Annotated in this window: 14 protein-coding genes and 1 pseudogene; 10 read left to right on the forward strand and 5 right to left on the reverse strand. The window is 72.4% G+C overall.

Translation table 11 applies throughout. The features are described from left to right. Window positions 1-158: 158 nt before the first annotated feature. Complete coding sequence (locus ACZ7FF_RS20685) at window positions 159-509, forward strand: DUF488 domain-containing protein (RefSeq protein WP_470813692.1); 351 nt, start codon at window positions 159-161, stop codon at window positions 507-509. A 2-nt stretch (window positions 510-511) separates the two neighbouring features. Here ACZ7FF_RS20685 and ACZ7FF_RS20690 read toward each other — a convergent pair whose 3' ends face one another. Next, window positions 512-2,185, reverse strand: a complete 1,674-nt coding sequence (locus tag ACZ7FF_RS20690; protein WP_470813693.1) for an FAD-binding dehydrogenase — start codon at window positions 2,183-2,185, stop codon at window positions 512-514. A gap of 18 nt (window positions 2,186-2,203) precedes the next feature. Further along, window positions 2,204-2,833, reverse strand: a complete 630-nt coding sequence (locus ACZ7FF_RS20695) for a TetR/AcrR family transcriptional regulator (RefSeq protein ID WP_470813694.1) — start codon at window positions 2,831-2,833, stop codon at window positions 2,204-2,206. A 127-nt stretch (window positions 2,834-2,960) separates the two neighbouring features. On the opposite strand from ACZ7FF_RS20695, the gene ACZ7FF_RS20700 reads away from it, so the two are divergent. From ACZ7FF_RS20700 to ACZ7FF_RS20710, 3 genes are all read left to right on the forward strand, one after another. After that, a complete protein-coding gene (locus ACZ7FF_RS20700) occupies window positions 2,961-3,590 on the forward strand; it encodes an alpha-ketoglutarate-dependent dioxygenase AlkB (RefSeq protein ID WP_470813695.1) in 630 nt (209 codons plus the stop codon). Between the two features lie 87 nt (window positions 3,591-3,677). Beyond that, on the forward strand, window positions 3,678-4,424 hold the full coding sequence (locus tag ACZ7FF_RS20705) for an MBL fold metallo-hydrolase (RefSeq protein ID WP_470813696.1): 747 nt from the start codon (window positions 3,678-3,680) through the stop codon (window positions 4,422-4,424). A 31-nt stretch (window positions 4,425-4,455) separates the two neighbouring features. Then, on the forward strand, window positions 4,456-5,691 hold the full coding sequence (locus ACZ7FF_RS20710) for a DUF4032 domain-containing protein (protein WP_470813697.1): 1,236 nt from the start codon (window positions 4,456-4,458) through the stop codon (window positions 5,689-5,691). Window position 5,692: 1 nt separating this feature from the next. Here ACZ7FF_RS20710 and ACZ7FF_RS20715 read toward each other — a convergent pair whose 3' ends face one another. Next, the gene (locus ACZ7FF_RS20715; RefSeq protein ID WP_470813698.1) at window positions 5,693-6,559 is read right to left on the reverse strand and encodes a universal stress protein; all 867 of its coding nucleotides are present in this window, start codon (window positions 6,557-6,559) and stop codon (window positions 5,693-5,695) included. Between the two features lie 219 nt (window positions 6,560-6,778). Here ACZ7FF_RS20715 and ACZ7FF_RS20720 point away from each other — a divergent pair, with 219 nt between their 5' ends. Genes ACZ7FF_RS20720 through ACZ7FF_RS20730 form a run of 3 tightly spaced genes read left to right on the forward strand, consistent with a single transcriptional unit; the run spans window position 6,779 to window position 10,283 of the window. After that, a complete protein-coding gene (locus ACZ7FF_RS20720) occupies window positions 6,779-8,455 on the forward strand; it encodes an NAD(P)/FAD-dependent oxidoreductase (protein ID WP_470813699.1) in 1,677 nt (558 codons plus the stop codon). Beyond that, complete coding sequence (locus tag ACZ7FF_RS20725) at window positions 8,452-9,936, forward strand: ATP-binding protein (RefSeq protein WP_470813700.1); 1,485 nt, start codon at window positions 8,452-8,454, stop codon at window positions 9,934-9,936. The genes ACZ7FF_RS20720 and ACZ7FF_RS20725 overlap by 4 nt, the downstream gene beginning before the upstream one ends. Next, window positions 9,933-10,283 (forward strand): UBP-type zinc finger domain-containing protein, encoded by a 351-nt coding sequence (locus tag ACZ7FF_RS20730; RefSeq protein ID WP_470813701.1) that lies wholly within the window; start codon window positions 9,933-9,935, stop codon window positions 10,281-10,283. The genes ACZ7FF_RS20725 and ACZ7FF_RS20730 overlap by 4 nt, the downstream gene beginning before the upstream one ends. A 20-nt stretch (window positions 10,284-10,303) precedes the next feature. Here ACZ7FF_RS20730 and ACZ7FF_RS20735 read toward each other — a convergent pair whose 3' ends face one another. Together ACZ7FF_RS20735 and ACZ7FF_RS20740 are read right to left on the reverse strand one after the other, a co-directional pair. Next, window positions 10,304-11,545 (reverse strand): SGNH/GDSL hydrolase family protein, encoded by a 1,242-nt coding sequence (locus ACZ7FF_RS20735; protein WP_470813702.1) that lies wholly within the window; start codon window positions 11,543-11,545, stop codon window positions 10,304-10,306. A gap of 452 nt (window positions 11,546-11,997) precedes the next feature. Further along, entirely contained in the window at window positions 11,998-13,785 is a 1,788-nt protein-coding gene (locus ACZ7FF_RS20740) for a M4 family metallopeptidase (RefSeq protein ID WP_470813703.1), read from the reverse strand. A 310-nt stretch (window positions 13,786-14,095) separates the two neighbouring features. Between ACZ7FF_RS20740 and ACZ7FF_RS20745 the strand changes: the two genes are divergently transcribed. The 3 genes and pseudogenes from ACZ7FF_RS20745 to ACZ7FF_RS20755 all read left to right on the forward strand — a co-directional run bounded on the left by ACZ7FF_RS20745 (window position 14,096) and on the right by ACZ7FF_RS20755 (window position 16,456). Beyond that, window positions 14,096-15,313: a serine hydrolase domain-containing protein gene (locus ACZ7FF_RS20745; protein ID WP_470813704.1), complete on the forward strand. Its 1,218-nt coding sequence runs from the start codon at window positions 14,096-14,098 to the stop codon at window positions 15,311-15,313. A 211-nt stretch (window positions 15,314-15,524) separates the two neighbouring features. After that, window positions 15,525-15,722: pseudogene (locus ACZ7FF_RS20750) on the forward strand (CAP domain-containing protein); the annotation flags it as partial. A gap of 56 nt (window positions 15,723-15,778) precedes the next feature. Beyond that, the gene (locus ACZ7FF_RS20755) at window positions 15,779-16,456 is read left to right on the forward strand and encodes an AIM24 family protein (protein ID WP_470813705.1); all 678 of its coding nucleotides are present in this window, start codon (window positions 15,779-15,781) and stop codon (window positions 16,454-16,456) included. Window positions 16,457-16,583: the final 127 nt, after the last annotated feature.

Below are 16,583 nucleotides of genomic sequence, written 5' to 3' on the forward strand. Positions count from 1 at the left end.
TGCGCTCCTCAGGGGGTGGCTGGTGATCAGCCGACAGACTAGGGGCGCGGGCGGCCCGGTCTCCCTCTCATTTTGGTCAAGTCACGCCGCGTCGCCGCCCGACGGACACCGCAGTAGGCTCGCTGTGCCGTCCGCCGTCCCGAGAGGGGGCCCGACCCGTGAGCGTGCGAGTGCGCCGGATCTACGAACCGCCCGAGCCCGACGACGGCCTGCGCGTGCTGGTCGACCGGCTGTGGCCGCGCGGCCTCGCCAAGGACGAGGCACACGTCGACCAGTGGCCGAAGGGGCTCACGCCCTCCTCCGAGCTGCGCAAGTGGTACCACGGCGGGGAGGGCTCGTACGAGGACTTCCGCCGGCGCTACGAGGCGGAACTCGACGCCCCCGAGGCCGCCGAGCTGCTCGACGGCCTCAGGAAGTCGGTCCGCGAGGGCAGGGTGACCCTGCTGACGGCGTCCAAGGCGCCCGGACAGAGCCATGCCCATGTGCTGGCGGACCTGCTGACCGGCTGACGTCAGCCGGTCTGCCGAGCGGCGTGCCGGCCGGCCGCGCGCCCCGAGAACAGACAGCCGCCGAGGAAGGTGCCCTCCAGGGCGTTGTAGCCGTGGACGCCGCCGCCGCCGAAGCCGGCCACCTCGCCCGCCGCGTACAGCCCCTCGATCGGACCCCCGTCGGCGCCGAGGGCGCGCGAGTCGAGGTCGGTCTGGATGCCGCCGAGGGTCTTGCGGGTCAGCACGTGCAGCCGGACGCCGATCAGCGGGCCCGCGGCCGGGTCGAGGATGCGGTGCGGGGAGGCGACCCGGCCGAGGCGGTCGCCGATGTAGCGGCGAGCGTTGCGGATGCCCTGGACCTGGGAGTCCTTGCTGTACGGGTTGGCCATCTGGAGGTCACGGGCCTCGATCTGGCGGCGCACCTCGGCGGCGTCGAGGAGCGTCTTCCCGGTGAGGCCGTTCATCTTCCCGACCAGCTGCTCCAGGTTGCCCGCGGTGACGAAGTCGGCGCCGTTGTCGAGGAAGGCCCGCACCGGGCCGGGCGCGCCCTTGCCGAGAAGCCGGTCGCGCAGCACCGCCTTGCGGTCCTTGGCGGTGATGTCGGGGTTCTGCTCGGAGCCGGAGAGCGCGAACTCCTTCTCGATGATCTTCCGGGTGAGGATGAACCAGGAGTGGTCGTACCCGGCGATGTCGTCGGTGGTGCGCAGGTGCCTGAGGGTGCCGAGGGTGTCGTAGCCGGGCAGGCAGGGGTCGGGCAGCCGGCGGCCGAGGGCGTCGAGCCAGATCGAGGAGGGGCCGGGCAGGATGCGGATGCCGTGGCCGGGCCAGATGGGGTCCCAGTTCTGGATCCCCTCGGTGTAGTGCCACATGCGGTCGCGGTTGACCAGGCGGACGCCGGCCTCGGCGCTGATGTCGAGCATGCGGCCGTCGACGTAGGCGGGGACGCCGGTGACCATCTCGGCGGGGGGTGTGCCGAGCCGTTCGGGCCAGTGGCGGCGGACGATCTCGTGGTCGGCACCGATGCCGCCGGTGGTGACGACGACGGCCTGTGCGGTGAGTTCGAAGTCGCCGACCGCGTCGCGGTTGGAGGCCGCGCCGCGCGGTGAGCGGTCGTCGGCGAGGACGGTGCCCCGTACCCCGCGTGCCGTGCCGTCCTCGATGACCAGTTCGTCCACCCGGTGGCGGTGGTGGAAGGTCAGCAGCCCGTCCCGGGCGGCCTGCCGGGCGTACCCGACGAAGGGCTCGACGACTCCGGTGCCGGTGCCCCAGGCGATGTGGAAGCGGGGGACGGAGTTGCCGTGGCCGTCCGCCCTGAGGTCGCCGCGCTCGGCCCAGCCGACCGTGGGCAGCAGCTCGATGCCGTGCCCCTGGAGCCAGGAGCGCTTCTCGCCGGCCGCGAACTCCACGTAGGCGCGGGCCCAGCGCACCGCCCAGGAGTCCTCGTCGTCGAGCCGGTCGAACTGCGCGCTGCCCCGCCAGTCGTTCCAGGCGAGGTCGAAGGAGTCCTTGATGCCGAGGCGGCGCTGTTCGGGCGAGTCGACGAGGAAGAGCCCGCCGAAGGACCAGAACGCCTGGCCGCCGAGGTTGGCGGCGTTCTCCTGGTCGACCAGGGCCACCCGGCGGCCCCGGCTGGTGAGTTCGTGCGCCGCGACCAGGCCGGCGAGGCCCGCTCCGACGACGATGACGTCCGCGTCCATGGCGTGGAGGTTCCTTCCTCAGTGCGTCGATGGGGAGCCGCTGCCGTCGGTGAGCAGCGCGCTGAGCAGTTGCTTCAGCCACGCGCGCGCGGCGTCGAGGTCCTTGTCCAGCAGCAGTTGGGTGGTGACGCCGTCGTACGCGGCGACCACGGCGTGCGCGGCGTCGTCCGCGGCGCCCAGGACGGCGGGCAGTTCGGTGTGGCCCCGGGCCCGGAAGAGGCGGTCGGCGATCGCCTCCCGGAGCCGGGCGCGGTGGTCGAGCAGGGCGTGGGCGACGACCGGGTCGCGGGCGGCGTGGACCAGGAAGTCGGTCTTCACCAGCAGCCAGTCGACGTCGAGCAGCAGCACCTCGGTGACCCGGTCCACCGAGGCCGGCACGTCGAGGTCGGGGCCGTCCTGGGCGAGGGCGTCGGCGACCTGGGCGGCGATGAGGTCGGCGCGCTCCCGGTAGAGGGCGAAGAACAGCTCGTCCAGGGTGGCGAAGTTCGAGTAGAAGGCGCCCCGGCTGAAGCCCGCCGCCTCGCAGACCTCCTCGATGGAGACGCGTCCGAAGCCCTTGGCCGCGAACACGCGGAACGCGGCGTCGAGCAGTCGGGCCCGGGTCTGCACCCGGCGCCGGGTGACGCGCCTGGCCGTCTGTTCCATCATGGCACCTCCGTTCGATACGGGAATGTATCCGATACGGCGGTGTATCGAAAGAGGCGCCTCGAAGGCACCCCGGCGGCCCGGCCGGAATCAAGGGAACACATTTTCGATTAAGGAGTACGCTGGACCCATGTCCACGCACCTCCAGGGCTCGCTGTTCGACCAGACCGACGAGCTGCGGCTCGGCCCGCTCGCCGGACTGCACCGGACCGAGCTGGGCGCGGGCGCCTGGATCGACGTGCTGCCCGGCTGGCTCGGCGGCGCCGACGCCCTCTTCGAACAGCTCGCGGCGGAGGTCCCCTGGCGCGCGGAACGGCGGAAGATGTACGACAACGTCGTCGCCGTACCGCGGCTGCTGGCCTTCTACACGGCGGGGGACGCGCTGCCGCACCCCGTCCTCGACGAGGCCCGCACCGCCCTGTCCCGGCACTACGCCGGCGAGCTGGGCGAGCCGTTCACCACCGCCGGGCTGTGCTTCTACCGCGACGGCCGGGACAGCGTGGCCTGGCACGGCGACCGGATCGGCCGGGGCGCCCGCCAGGACACGATGGTCGCGATCCTCTCCGTGGGCGAGCCCCGGGACCTGCTGCTGCGCCCGGTCGGCGGGGGCGGCACGACCGTGCGGCGGCCGCTCGGGCACGGCGACCTGATCGTGATGGGCGGCTCCTGCCAGCGCACCTGGGAACACTGCGTGCCCAAGACGGCCCGGGCCGCGGGTCCGCGCATCAGCATCCAGTTCCGGCCGCACGGTGTGCACTGACCGGCTACGGCCACCCTCTTGCGCGAACCGGGCGCCGATCTGGTTGGCTGTCCCGCGACGATCAGGATCAGGGGGCTCGGGGAGACCATGCGTGCAGAGGTGAAGCAAGTCGCCGACGGCACCTATCTGGTGCACGGCAACAACGTGAACTGGGTGATCCTCAAGGACGGGGACGCCGTCACGCTGGTGGACACGGGATACCCGGGCGACCGGCCCGGGGTCCTGGAGTCCCTCGCGGCGGTGGGCAGTTCACCGGAGGCGGTGGCCGCGGTGCTGATCACCCACGCGCACAACGACCATCTGGGCTCGGCCGAGTACCTGCGCTCCACGCACGGCACCCCGGTCTATCTGCACCCCGCCGAAGTCCCGCACGCCCGGCGGGACTTCCTGCAGCAGGCCACCATCGGCGACGTCGTGCGCAACGCCTGGCGGCCGGGCGTCCTGCCCTGGGCGTGGCACGTGATCCGCGTCGGCGGCATCGAGCACAACCCGGTCACCGCGCCCGAGCCGTTCCCCGGCGAGGGTCCGCTCGACCTGCCGGGCCGCCCTGTGCCCGTGCACACGCCCGGCCACACCGACGGCCACTGCGTCTACCACCTGCCGGACGCGGGGATCGTCATCTCCGGTGACGCCCTGGTGAGCGGCCACGCGACCTCACGCGTCAAGGGGCCGCAACTGCTGCACGACTTCTTCCACCACGAGCGCGCGGGGGTGCTGGCCTCGCTGGACACCATCGCCGCGCTCGACGGCGACATCCTGCTGCCCGGGCACGGCCCGGTGCACCGGGGCCCGGTGCGCGCCGCCGCCGAGCAGGCCCGGGACCGGGCCTCCTAGAACGGCCGGGCGGGGCCTTAGGGTTCGTGGCATGGCCTTGCAGATCAGCGCCACGAACCCGGAGCATCCGGCCCTGCTGCTCGCCCTGCCGTGGGACGTGCCGCTGGAGGAGTGGCCCGAGGAGTACCTCGTGCCGCTCCCCCGGGGCATCTCCCGGCACGTCGTGCGCTATGCGCACGCGGGCGAGGAGGTCGTCGCCGTCAAGGAGCTGGCCGAACGGCCCGCGCTGCGCGAGTACGGACTGCTGCGCGACCTGGACCGGCTGGGCATCCCCGCCGTCGACCCGCTCGCCGTGGTCACCGGCCGCACCGACGGCACGGGCGCCCCGCTGGAGCCGGTGCTGGTCACCCGGCACCTGCGCGGCTCGCTGCCGTACCGGTCGATGTTCGAGACGACCATGCGCCCGGCCACCATGCACCGGCTGATGGACGCCCTCGCCGTGCTGCTGGTGCGGCTGCACCTGGCCGGGTTCGCCTGGGGCGACTGCTCGCTGTCCAACACCCTGTTCCGGCGGGACGCCGGTGCCTACGCCGCCTACCTGGTCGACGCCGAGACCGGCGACCTGCACCCCCGGCTCAGCCCCGGGCAGCGGGACTACGACCTCGACCTGGCCCGGGTGAACATCAGCGGCGAGCTGCTCGACCTGGAGGCCTCCGGCGCCCTGCACCCGTCCGTCGACCCGGTCGAGTTCGGCCACGAGATCTGCACCCGCTACGAGGGCCTGTGGCAGGAGCTGACCCGCACCTCGGTGTACCCGGCGGGCAAGTACCACTACATGGAACGCCGGATACGCCGCCTCAACGACCTCGGCTTCGACGTGGCCGAGATGCAGATCGGGCACTCACCGGGCGGCGACACGGTCACCTTCGTGCCGAAGGTCGTCGACGCCGGCCACCACCAGCGGCAGCTGCTGCGGCTGACCGGCCTGGACGCCGAGGAGAACCAGGCGCGGCGGCTGCTGAACGACCTGGAGAGCTGGATGGCCACCCAGGACGACCACGCCCCGGGCGACCCCCTGGCCGCGCGGCCCGAGGTGCTCGCCCACCGCTGGGTGCGGGACGTGTTCCGGCCCACGGTGCGGGCCGTGCCGCCCGAGCTGCGCGGCGCCATGGATCCCGCGGAGATCTACCACGAGCTCCTCGAACACCGCTGGTACCTGTCGGAGCGCGCCCAGCACGACATCGGTCTCGGCACGGCCGTGGCGGACTACATCGAGAACGTGCTGCCCAGGGCCCGCGCCACCCTCCAGCCCGCGGACCCGCGCTAGCTCACTCGTGCGGGACCACGGCCACCGGGCAGCCCGCGTGGTGCAGCACCCCGTGCGCGACCGACCCGATCCGGGCGCCCACGGCCGTCCGGTGCGCCCGGCGGCCCACGACCATCAGCTGGGCCCGGTCGGCCGTCGACAGCAGTACCTGCGCCGCGCTGCCCATCTCCACCTGCTCGGCGACGGGCACCTCGGGGAACCGCTGCCGCCAGGGCTCCAGTGCCTCGGCCAGCGCCCGCTTCTCGTACGGCTCCAGACCGCCCACGTCGTCCAGCAGCTTGAGCGAGCCGGGGCTGTAGGCGAAGACCGGGGGAAGCGTCCACGCCCGCACGGCCCGGACGGTCGCGCCGCGGGCCGCCGCCGTCTCGAAGGCGAACCGCAGCGTCGCCGCGCTGTCCTCCGGGCTGCCGTGCTGGCCGACCACGACGTCCCGCCCCGCGGCCTCCCCCGCCGCCCGGTCCCCGGCCCGCACCAGGACCACGGGCCGGGCGGCCTCGGCGATCACCTGCTGGCCCACGGAGCCCAGCAGGAAGCCGAGCAGCGGGCCGTGTCCGCGCGAGCCCAGGACCAGCACCTCCGCCTCCGCGGCCTCCCGGACCAGCGCCTCCACGGCCCCGGCCTCGACCACGTCGACGCTCACCGCGAGCTCCGGATGCCGCTCGGAGAGGTCCCGCACGGCGTCCGAGACGCCCTGCGAGACCCATCCGCGCTGGGTGTCCCGGTCGGCCTCCGCGAGCGCCTCGGCGTACCGCCACGCGTGCACCACCCGCACGGGCAGCCCACGGCGTACGGCCTCCCGGGCGGCCCACCGCAGCGCCGCCAGGCTCTCCTCCGTGCCGTCCACCCCTGCCGTGACCGCGCGTGCCATCCGTGTCCTCCTCGTCGTCGCGTGCTCGTGGTGCTGGTGCCCACTATCGGCCCCGGCGCGCACCGGCGGACCGATCCCTTCGACGATCTCCGTACGGCGCCCGGGGGCGGTCCGGTACACCAGAGCGAACGGGGGCGATCGAACATACGATGGGCGCGTACCGGTGCGGTGGTCCCCACGACACCGTCCCGTGGGACCAACGCTCGGGGTGGGAGACGTATGGCACAGGCCGCCGACGCAGCGCGGACCGTCATCCTGACCGTGGACGACGACCCGGGGGTCTCCCGCGCCGTCGCCCGCGACCTCAGGCGGCGCTACGGCGAGTCGTACCGGATCGTGCGCGCGGAGTCCGGGGAGTCCGCGCTGGAGGCCCTGCGCGAGCTGAAGCTGCGCGGCGACCTGGTGGCCGTCATCCTGGCCGACTACCGCATGCCGCAGATGAACGGCATCGAGTTCCTCGAACAGGCGCTTGACGTCTATCCCGGGGCGCGGCGGGTGCTGCTGACCGCGTACGCCGACACCAGCGCGGCCATCGACGCGATCAACGTGGTCGATCTGGACCACTACCTGCTCAAGCCGTGGGACCCGCCGGAGGAGAAGCTCTACCCGGTCCTGGACGACCTGCTGCAGGCGTGGCGCTGCAGCGACTACCGGCCGGTGCCGAGCACCAAGGTCGTGGGGCACCGCTGGTCGGCGCGGTCCTCGGACGTACGCGAGTTCCTGGCCCGCAACCAGGTGCCCTACCGCTGGTACTCGGTGGAGGAGCCGGAGGGGCAGCGGCTGCTGGCCGCCGCGGGGCAGGACGGTCAGCGGCTGCCGCTGGTGATCACCCCCGACGGCACGGCCCTGGTCGAGCCCGAGGCACCCGAGCTGGCCGCGCGGGTGGGCCTCGCGACGACGCCCACGGCCGACTTCTACGACCTGATCGTGATCGGCGGCGGTCCCGCCGGGCTGGGGGCCGCCGTGTACGGCGCCTCCGAGGGGCTGCGGACCGTGCTCGTGGAGCGGTCGGCGACCGGCGGGCAGGCCGGGCAGAGCTCCCGGATCGAGAACTACCTCGGCTTCCCCGACGGTGTCTCCGGCGCCCAGCTGACCGACCGGGCGCGACGGCAGGCGGCCCGGTTCGGCGCCGAGATCCTGACCGCGCGCCAGGTGACGGGGCTCGAGGTCAACGGCGCGGCACGGGTGGTGCGGTTCGCGGACGGGTCGGCGATCGCCGCGCACAGCGTGATCCTCGCGACCGGGGTGCAGTACCGGCAGTTGCAGGCGCAGGGCTGCACCGACCTCACCGGCTGCGGGGTGTTCTACGGCTCGGCCCTGACGGAGGCGGCCTCCTGCCAGGGGCAGGACGTGTACATCGTCGGCGGCGCCAACTCGGCGGGCCAGGCGGCGATGTACCTGTCCCGGGGCGCGAAGTCGGTGACGCTGCTGGTGCGCGGCGCGGACCTGTCGGCGTCCATGTCGTACTACCTGATCCAGCAGATCGGTGAGGCGCCGAACATCTCCGTACGCAGCCACACCGTGGTGGACGCGGCCCATGGCTCCGGCCACCTGGAGCAGCTGACGCTGCGCCACACGGCGACCGGCGACACCGAACGGGTCGACGCCCAGTGGATGTTCGTGTTCATCGGCGCCGCCCCGCTGACCGACTGGCTCGGCGACACGGTGCTGCGCGACGAGCGCGGGTTCATCCTGTCGGGGCCCGACCTGACCGCCGACGGGCGGCCGCCGGCCGGCTGGGAGCTGGACCGGCCGCCGTACCACCTGGAGACCAGCATTCCCGGCGTGTTCGTGGCGGGCGACGCGCGCGCCGAGTCGGCGAAACGTGTCGCGTCCGCCGTCGGAGAGGGAGCCATGGCCGTGATGCTCGTCCACCGGTACCTGGAGCAGTCATGAGCGGACAGGTCATGCCGTGCAGCCCCAAGGAGATCGGCTCGCTGTTCCTCTTCGAGAAGCTGGGCCCCGAGCAGCTGGGCCGGTTGTGCAGCGAGGGGCGGGTGGAGCTGTTCCAGCCCGGTCCGGTGTACACCGAGGGCGATCCCGCCACCTGCTTCTTCGTCCTGCTGGAGGGCACGGTCGTGCTCTACCGCCGGGTCGCGGGTGACGACGTCGAGGTCACCCGGACCTCGCAGCGCGGGGTGTACGCGGGCGCGATGCAGGCGTACCTCGACGACCGGGTGCGGCAGGTGTACAACAACTCGATGCGGGTCACGGAGCCGAGCCGGTTCTTCGTGCTGCCGGCGGACATCTTCGCGGACGTGATGCGCGAGTGGTTCCCGATGGCCGTGCACCTGCTGGAGGGGCTGTTCTTCGGGTCGAAGAGCACCCAGGCCGCGATCGGTCAGCGCGAGCGGCTGCTGGCGCTCGGCTCGCTGTCCGCGGGGCTCACGCACGAGCTGAACAACCCGGCCGCGGCGGCCGTGCGGGCCACCGCGACCCTGCGGGAGCGGGTCGCGAAGATGCGGCACAAGCTCGCGATCATCGCCGAAGCACCCTTTTCCCGGGAGGCGTTGGCGGGTCTGATCGACATCCAGGAGCGCACCGCCGAGCGGGTCGCGAAGGCCCCCGCGCTCAGTCCGTTGGAGGCCGCCGACCGGGAGGACACGCTCACCGACTGGCTGGAGGACCACGGCATCGACAACGGCTGGCAGGTGGCGCCGACCTTCGTGCAGGCGGGGCTCGACGTCGACTGGCTGGAGCAGGTCGCGGCGGCCGTGGACGAGGAGATCCTGGCGGGCGCGGTCGGGTGGCTCAACTACACCGTCGAGACCGAGCTGTTGATGAACGAGATCGAGGACTCCACCACCCGCATCTCGCACCTCGTGGACGCGGCCAAGCAGTACTCCCAGCTGGACCGGGCGCCGTACCGGGTGGTGGACGTGCACGAACTCCTGGAGAGCACCGTCCTGATGCTGTCCGGCAAGATCGGCGCGGGGATCGAGGTCGTGAAGGAGTACGACCGCACGCTGCCGCCCGTGCCCGCCTATCCGGCGGAGCTGAACCAGGTGTGGACCAACCTCATCGACAACGCGGTCTCCGCCATCAAGGGCGCGGGCGGCGAGGGCAGGCTGACGGTGCGGACCGCGCTCGACAACGACCAGGTGCTGGTCGAGTTCCGGGACACCGGGCCCGGGATCCCGCCGGAGATCAGGGGCCGGATCTTCGACCCGTTCTTCACCACCAAGCCGGTCGGCGAGGGCACCGGGCTCGGCCTGGACATCTCCTGGCGGATCGTCGTCAACAAGCACCACGGCACCCTGCGGGTCGAGTCGGTGCCCGGCGACACCCGTTTCCAGGTGCTGCTGCCCCTGACCGCCGAGGCACCAGGGTCGTCAGGGCCCGAAGAGTCCGAGGAACGAGCGGAGGAAGCCGTATGAGCACCGTCGACGGAATCGACCCGGGTGTCGCGCCGAGCGGCCCCGGCTGTGTGGAGTGCGACGAGGCGGGCGGCTGGTGGTTCCATCTGCGCCGCTGCGCCCAGTGCGGGCACATCGGATGCTGCGACGACTCCCCCGCCAAGCACGCCACCGCGCACTACGAGGCCACCGGGCATCCCGTCATCCAGAGCTTCGAGCCGGGCGAGGACTGGTTCTGGAACTACGCCACGGACGAGCTCTACGGTTCCGGCCCCGAACTGAGCCCGCCGGACAGCCATCCCGCCGAGCAGCCGACACCGGGCCCGGAGGGACGCGTGCCGGCGGACTGGGCGCAGACCCTCCGGTAGGGCGGGGCCCCGGCGCGGGCTCAGCGGGTGCAGTCGAGGCGGTGCGGGTCGACCGTGTCGGCCAGCGCCCGCATGCCCTTGTCGTCGGGGTGCAGATGGTCGCCGCCGTCGAAGGACGGCAGCACCCGTTCGGGGTCGTAGGGGCTGCGCAGGGTGCGGTCGAAGTCGGTGACAGCGTCGAACTCCCCGCTGGTACGGATGTAATGGTTCACCTGCCGGCGCACGGCCTCGGCGGCCGGGTCCCATTCCGGCCAGCCCTTGAACGGTCCTACGGTGGCGGCGACCACGCACTTGTGGGCCGCGTGCGCCCGCCGCACGATCTCCCGGTAGCCGGCGATCAGATCGGCGGCGGTGACGCCGGTACGGGCCTTGAGGTCGTTGACGCCCTCGAAGAGGAAGACCGTGCGGACGCCGGGCTGGGACAGCACGTCCCGGTCCAGCCGGTGCAGGGCGCTCTGGCCGCCGCCGTCGGCGAGCACCTGGTTGCCCGAGATGCCCTCGTCGGCCACGCCCTCGACGGCGGTGCGGGCCGTGTGCAGCCGGCGGGCGAGGTAGTCGGTCCAACGGTGGTTCAGGTCGGGGGTGGATTGCCGGCCGTCGGTGAGGGAGTCGCCGAGCGCGGCCACGGCGCCGGTGGCCGGACGGGCCGGCCGTACGGCGACGGCGTCGAGGTACCACCAGGCGCCGGTGGTCCCCGTCCAGTGGGTGGCGCTCTCGTCGGCGGTGTGGTCGCCCTGGCCGGTGTACGAGGTCTGCATCGCCGTCCAGTGGCCGGTGGCGGGGCCGGCCGCGTTCGGGGTGTGCAGGCTGACGACGAGGTCGGAACCGGCGGGCAGCCTGCCGGGCAGCGGGTCGCTCCAGGCCACGGCGCCCGCCGGGACGGTCACCGTGCGGGCGCCGCCGAAGGTCAGGCGGTGGTTGCTGCCGGGGCGCAGTGCGGCGCCGGCGCGGCGCAGGCCCGCGTAGACGCTGTCCAGGGTGAGCGGCCGGTCGCCGAAGGCGTTGGTGAGGCGGACCCGCGGGGCGCTGCCGCCGACGCTGGTGTGCACGACCATCCGGTAGCCCTGGCCGGCCGCCCCCTCCGCCATGCGGTCGGCGCTCGCGCCCCAGGTGACCACGCCGGTGGGCCGGGTGGCGGCGGGGGGCAGGGTGACGGCCGCACGGGCGGGCCCGGACTGGCTCCGGGTGGGTCCCGCGTGGCAGGCGACGGCGGTCAGCAAGGCGGCGGCGACGCGGCAGGCGCGCCCGAGCCGGCCGTTCACGGGGCGAGGTCCCGGAGTGTGACGGATCCGCCGGGCCGCATGCGGACCCTCCGGGGCATGCCTGCGTATCCCACTGAGGTCATGGTCCCGCCCGTGCCGCGGATCCGCACGTCGGTCGGGTTCCGGCGAGGGGTCCCGCCGAGGTCGTCCGGTGACATCCGCTCCTCCAGCCGGCCGGTCGCGGGCTCACCACGGGCAGGTACGGCCGTTCGCGCACGGCTCCGGCGGTGGCGGCGAAGCCGGCGTCCCCGCCGGGTTCCACGGCCGCCGTGCGGTGGTCGCCGAACAGCGCGCACACCAGTTTCGCAGATCGGTGTCCGTGCCACCGCCGCCGTGTGCGGTGTCCACGTCCCTTTGGCGCGGGGGGAGTCGGTCCGCGTGCGCGGCCGCGGACATGCGGATGCCCCGCGCGGGGCGGGGCATCCGGTGGTGCGGTGTGCTGCTGCCGTCCGTCAGTGGCGGGCGGCCGGCGTGTTGGCGGCGGTGACGTTGACCGCGGCCCACGCCTTGTCGACCGTCTTGTACTCGGTGCTGTTCGCGCCGTACAGGTCCTTGGCCGCCTTCAGCGTCGCGGTGCGCGCGTCGTGGAAGTCGGTGGTGGAGACCATGTAGCGGGTCAGCGCACGGTAGAAGATGGCGGTCGCCTTGGTGCGGCCGATGCCCTTGACCGTGGACTTGTTGTAGGTCGGCGAGTCGTACGCGACGCCGTTGATCGTCTTCTTGCCGCTGCCCTCCGCGAGGAGGTAGTAGGCGTGCGACGAGACACCGGAACCGGCGTGCACCTCGGTGTAGTAGGTGTCCGGCGACCAGTAGTCGATCGTGCCCTCGAGCTTGTCGAGCGAGGGGTGGTCCAGGCGGCGCAGGAACTTCTGCGCGAGGCCCAGCTTCTCGCCGATGAGGTAGTCGGGGGTGTCCTTCTTGTTGTTCGCGAAGAACTCGACGTTGGAGCCGAAGATGTCCGCGAGGGACTCGTTCAGCGCGCCCGGCTCGCCGTACTGGTTGCCGTCCGCGTCGACGTAGGTCGGCTGCAGCTTGGCCGTGGCGTCCACCACGCCGTGGGTCAGCTCGTGACCGGTGACGTCGAGCACGACGAGCGGCTTCTTGAAGGTCTTGCCGTCGCCGTCGCCGTACAGCATGCAGTTGCAGGTCGGGTCCCAGAACGCGTTGGCGACCTTGTTGCCCCAGTGCACCAGACCGTGGGCCGCCTTGCTGTTGTTGGCGATGCCCTTGCGGTTGAAGGTCTTCTTGTAGAAGTCCAGGGTCTCGGTGATGCCGTACTGGGCGTCGGCGGCGGCGCTGGCCCGGTTGGAGGTCGCGCCGTTGCCCCACACGTTGGTGGTGCCGGTGAACTTCGTGCCCGTGCCGAAGTTCTCCGTCATCTTGCCCTTGGCGTCCCGCGTCTCGGTGCCGTACCGGCTCGGGTCCGCGAGCTGGTAGTGGCCGCGCGAGGTCTGCGTCGTGGTGAGGCCGACGCTGCCCACGAAGAGGGTCTTGCCGGTGCCCTTGGCGGCCGACGGGTAGCTCGTGGCGGCGGAGGCGCCCGCGCCGAGCAGGCCGGCGGCCGGGGTGGCGGCGGTGCCGGTGGCCGGGTCGATCGTCTCGCCGCGCTGGTGCAGGGCGTCGAGCAGTTTCGGCGACAGGAACTCATCGCTGTCGGGGGTGTTGCTGCGCACCTTGCCGGTGACGGCGTCGACGACGACGGTGTTCGTGCCGTTCTCGTCGGTCACGGTCACCTGGTAGGCGAGCGCGGAGGCACCGCCGCGCGCGTCGACGACGAGCTGGGCGCTGCCCGCCTCGCCCTTCGCGGCCTGGGCCGCCTTGGCGGCGGCCTGACCGGCGGTCAGCTTGGCCTTGGTGGCGGCCGGCTTGACGGCGCGGTCGGACGCGCTGGTCACGCCGGTGTAGGCGAGCTTGTGGTCGAGGTGGACCACGAGGTCACCGCCGAGCACGGGCATGCCGTCGTGGGTGCGGACGAAGCGGACGTGCCGGGCGCCCTCGGGGTCCAGCATGACGTCCTGGGCGTGGAGTTCGTCGCCCTGGGAGACCCCGGAGGCCGAGGCGTGGGCGAAGGCCGCGGTGCGCGCCGCCTCCACCACCGCGGCGGTGTTCGTGGCGGAGGACACGGCGGACCGGTCCGCCCCCGTGGCGGAAGGTCCCGCGAAGGCAGTGCCGGCCAGGCCCGTGGCGGCCGTCGTCACCGCGACGGCGACGGCCAGGGAACGTATGTGCGGTCTACGCAATCTGATCAGGGTTCCTTCGTTCGAAGGCGGTCGGATCGTCAACCGCCCTGAGGCATGGCGTGGTTGGACGCCAAGGGGGCTGGTCGGGCCCCGAGAAGTCACCCTTACGGATCAGTCATGTGCACGTAAAGACGGAATGATCCATTTCGCGACCTTCTATGGCAATCCTTTGCAAATGGGCGCCAGAGAGTGATCGCTGTATGACCAACTGTGTGTCGGCTGTGGAGACGCCGCTGCCATCCCCTAGGTTCCCAGGCCGGAATGTGACCGATATCGCATCAACAGTCGTCTCGATGGGAGTGGGTGCCGGATGGTCTCAGCCAGGGTGAACAGGGGTGCGGTCCTCGGAGCGGTGGTGCTGTCGCTCCTCGCGGTGCCGGCGCGGGCCGCGACCGGGGAGCCGAAGTCCCCGGCGGCAGCGGAGCTCCCGGCGCCGGACCCCTCGGGCGTGGCCGCGGTGCTCAGGTCGGTGGTGGCCCAGGGCGCACCGGGGGCGCTGGCCAGGATCGACGACCGGGGCAGCACGTACCGGTTCACGAGCGGACTCGCCGACCGGACCACCGGGCGGCCCATGGCCGCCGAGGACCGGTTCCGCGTCGGCAGCGTCACCAAGACCTTCTCGGCCGTCGTCCTGCTGCAACTCGCCGACGAACACCGGCTGGCGCTCGACGCCCCGGTCAACCGCTATCTGCCCGGGCTGCTGCCCGACGACCGGATCACGGTCCGCCAGGTGCTGAGCCACCGCAGCGGCCTGTACGACTACACCGACGACCTGTTCGCCGACAGCGTGTCCGGCTTCGAGGCCGTGCGCGACAAGGTCTTCACCTACCGCCAGTTGGTCGCCCTGTCCCTGAAGAAACCGCGCACCAACGAGCCCGGCGCCGCCTACTCGTACTCCAACACCAACTTCGTCGTCGCCGGCATGCTCATCGAGAAGCTCACGGGCCACTCGGTGCGGACCGAGTACGAGAACCGCATCTTCAAGCCGCTGGGGCTGCGCGACACGTTCTACGTCCACCCCGACACCCGGATCCCGGGCCCCCACGCCCGCGGCTACCTCACCCCCGACCGGGCGGGCGACCCGCTCGTCGACGCGACCGATCAGACCGTGTCGTGGGCGCAGAGCGCGGGCGCCATCATCTCCAGCGCGCGGGACCTGGACGTGTTCTTCGGCGCGCTGGCCGGCGGCAGGCTGCTGTCCACCGCGCGGCTCGGCGAGATGGAGCGGTGGACGCCGGTGAACAGCACCACGGCCTACGGGCTCGGGCTGCGGCGCCGCGATCTGTCCTGCGGGGTCTCGGTCTACGGGCACACCGGTGCCGTACAGGGCTACTACACCTACGCGTTCTCCGCGAAGGACGGAAGCCGGAGCCTGACGGCCGTCGCCACCACGTCGAACAACGGCACCGTGCTCAACGCGCTGGCGGGAACACTGGAGTCGGCGTTCTGCGGCAAGCAGGCCAAGACGCCGCGGAACACGGCGACCGCCGAGCGAAACGAGGACGCGGGCGCCGGGGCAAAGGGGTAGAGGCGCGACGGCCGTCAAACGGCACCGGCGGCACCAGCGGCACGGCCGCAGGGGACCGAAGGGCAAAGGCGCGGCGACCGTCGAACGGCACCAGGACACGGCCGCTGGGCACCAAAGAGCAGGGGCCCGGCCGTCGAGGGGCACCCGGACGCGGGCGCCGTTGCCAAGGAGTAGGGGGCGCGGAGCGCTCACGCGCGCTGCCGCGCCCCCGGCGGCGGGCTCCTCGCGGCGCACGGTCGGCGAGAACATCGCCTGCGGGCAGCGCTCCCCCGCCTAGGTAGTGACCGGCTGGATGGACAGCCCCGGGCACCGCGCCAACATCCTCCGACGGGAGTTCACCCACATCGGCATCGGCTTCACGGGGGGCGGCCGGGCGGGCACGTACTGGGCGCAGTTGTTCGGCGGCTGAACGGAATCGCTCCGCGATCTTGGCGGAACCAGGCCCTCCGGGACACCATGCCCCGCATGAAGGGTGATCTTTTCTCCGGTGAGCACGTGGTGCGCCCGGCCGCGGAGCCGGGCATGACCGTCGAGAACGCCAAGTGCATCAGGTACGCGGTGAACGGCGAGATGTACGCGCGCCAGGGCGCGATGGTCGCCTACCGCGGCAGCCTGGGGTTCGAGCGCAAGGGGCAGGGCGTCGGCGGCATGCTGAAGCGTGCGGTCACGGGAGAGGGGCTGCCCCTCATGGCGGTGCGGGGGCAGGGCGAGGCCTGGTTCGCGCACGAGGCGCAGAACTGCTTCGTCGTCGATGTCGAGCCCGGCGACCTGTTCACCGTGAACGGCCGCAACGTGCTGTGTTTCGACGCCTCGTTGTCGTACGAGATCAAGACGGTGAAGGGCTCGGGCATCGCCGGCGGCGGCCTGTTCAACAGCGTGTTCAGCGGGCACGGCCGGCTGGGTCTGGTGTGCGAGGGCAACCCGCTGGTCATACCGGTGTCGGCGCAGTCCCCGGTGTACGTCGACACGGACGCGGTGGTCGGCTGGACCGCGCACCTGCAGACCTCGCTGCACCGCTCCCAGTCCATCGGCTCGATGCTGCGCGGCGGCTCCGGGGAGGCCGTGCAGCTGATGCTCCAGGGCGAGGGGTTCGTCGTGGTGCGGCCGAGCGAGCTGACACCGCAGAGGCCGCAGCAGCACTGAACCTTCACATGTGAGCCGGTCGGCGCGGGCAACCCCCGTCGCCGCGCCCGCGTCTTGATCCTCAACAGACCGATGAGCCCCGGCCGTCCGGACCGGGGCTCTTTTTCCGAGATACTATACACGCTAT

It is taken from the genome of Streptomyces sp. NPDC037126 (assembly GCF_055605965.1).

Bases quoted from the DNA above. Each gene is read 5' to 3' on its own strand.
- ACZ7FF_RS20690 (WP_470813693.1), bottom strand. From the start codon at position 2,185: ATGGACGCGGACGTCATCGTCGTCGGAGCGGGCCTCGCCGGCCTGGTC.
- ACZ7FF_RS20695 (WP_470813694.1), bottom strand. From the start codon at position 2,833: ATGATGGAACAGACGGCCAGGCGCGTCACCCGGCGCCGGGTGCAGACC.
- ACZ7FF_RS20700 (WP_470813695.1), top strand. From the start codon at position 2,961: ATGTCCACGCACCTCCAGGGCTCGCTGTTCGACCAGACCGACGAGCTG.
- ACZ7FF_RS20705 (WP_470813696.1), top strand. From the start codon at position 3,678: ATGCGTGCAGAGGTGAAGCAAGTCGCCGACGGCACCTATCTGGTGCAC.
- ACZ7FF_RS20710 (WP_470813697.1), top strand. From the start codon at position 4,456: ATGGCCTTGCAGATCAGCGCCACGAACCCGGAGCATCCGGCCCTGCTG.
- ACZ7FF_RS20715 (WP_470813698.1), bottom strand. From the start codon at position 6,559: ATGGCACGCGCGGTCACGGCAGGGGTGGACGGCACGGAGGAGAGCCTG.
- ACZ7FF_RS20720 (WP_470813699.1), top strand. From the start codon at position 6,779: ATGGCACAGGCCGCCGACGCAGCGCGGACCGTCATCCTGACCGTGGAC.
- ACZ7FF_RS20725 (WP_470813700.1), top strand. From the start codon at position 8,452: ATGAGCGGACAGGTCATGCCGTGCAGCCCCAAGGAGATCGGCTCGCTG.
- ACZ7FF_RS20730 (WP_470813701.1), top strand. From the start codon at position 9,933: ATGAGCACCGTCGACGGAATCGACCCGGGTGTCGCGCCGAGCGGCCCC.
- ACZ7FF_RS20745 (WP_470813704.1), top strand. From the start codon at position 14,096: ATGGTCTCAGCCAGGGTGAACAGGGGTGCGGTCCTCGGAGCGGTGGTG.
- ACZ7FF_RS20755 (WP_470813705.1), top strand. From the start codon at position 15,779: ATGAAGGGTGATCTTTTCTCCGGTGAGCACGTGGTGCGCCCGGCCGCG.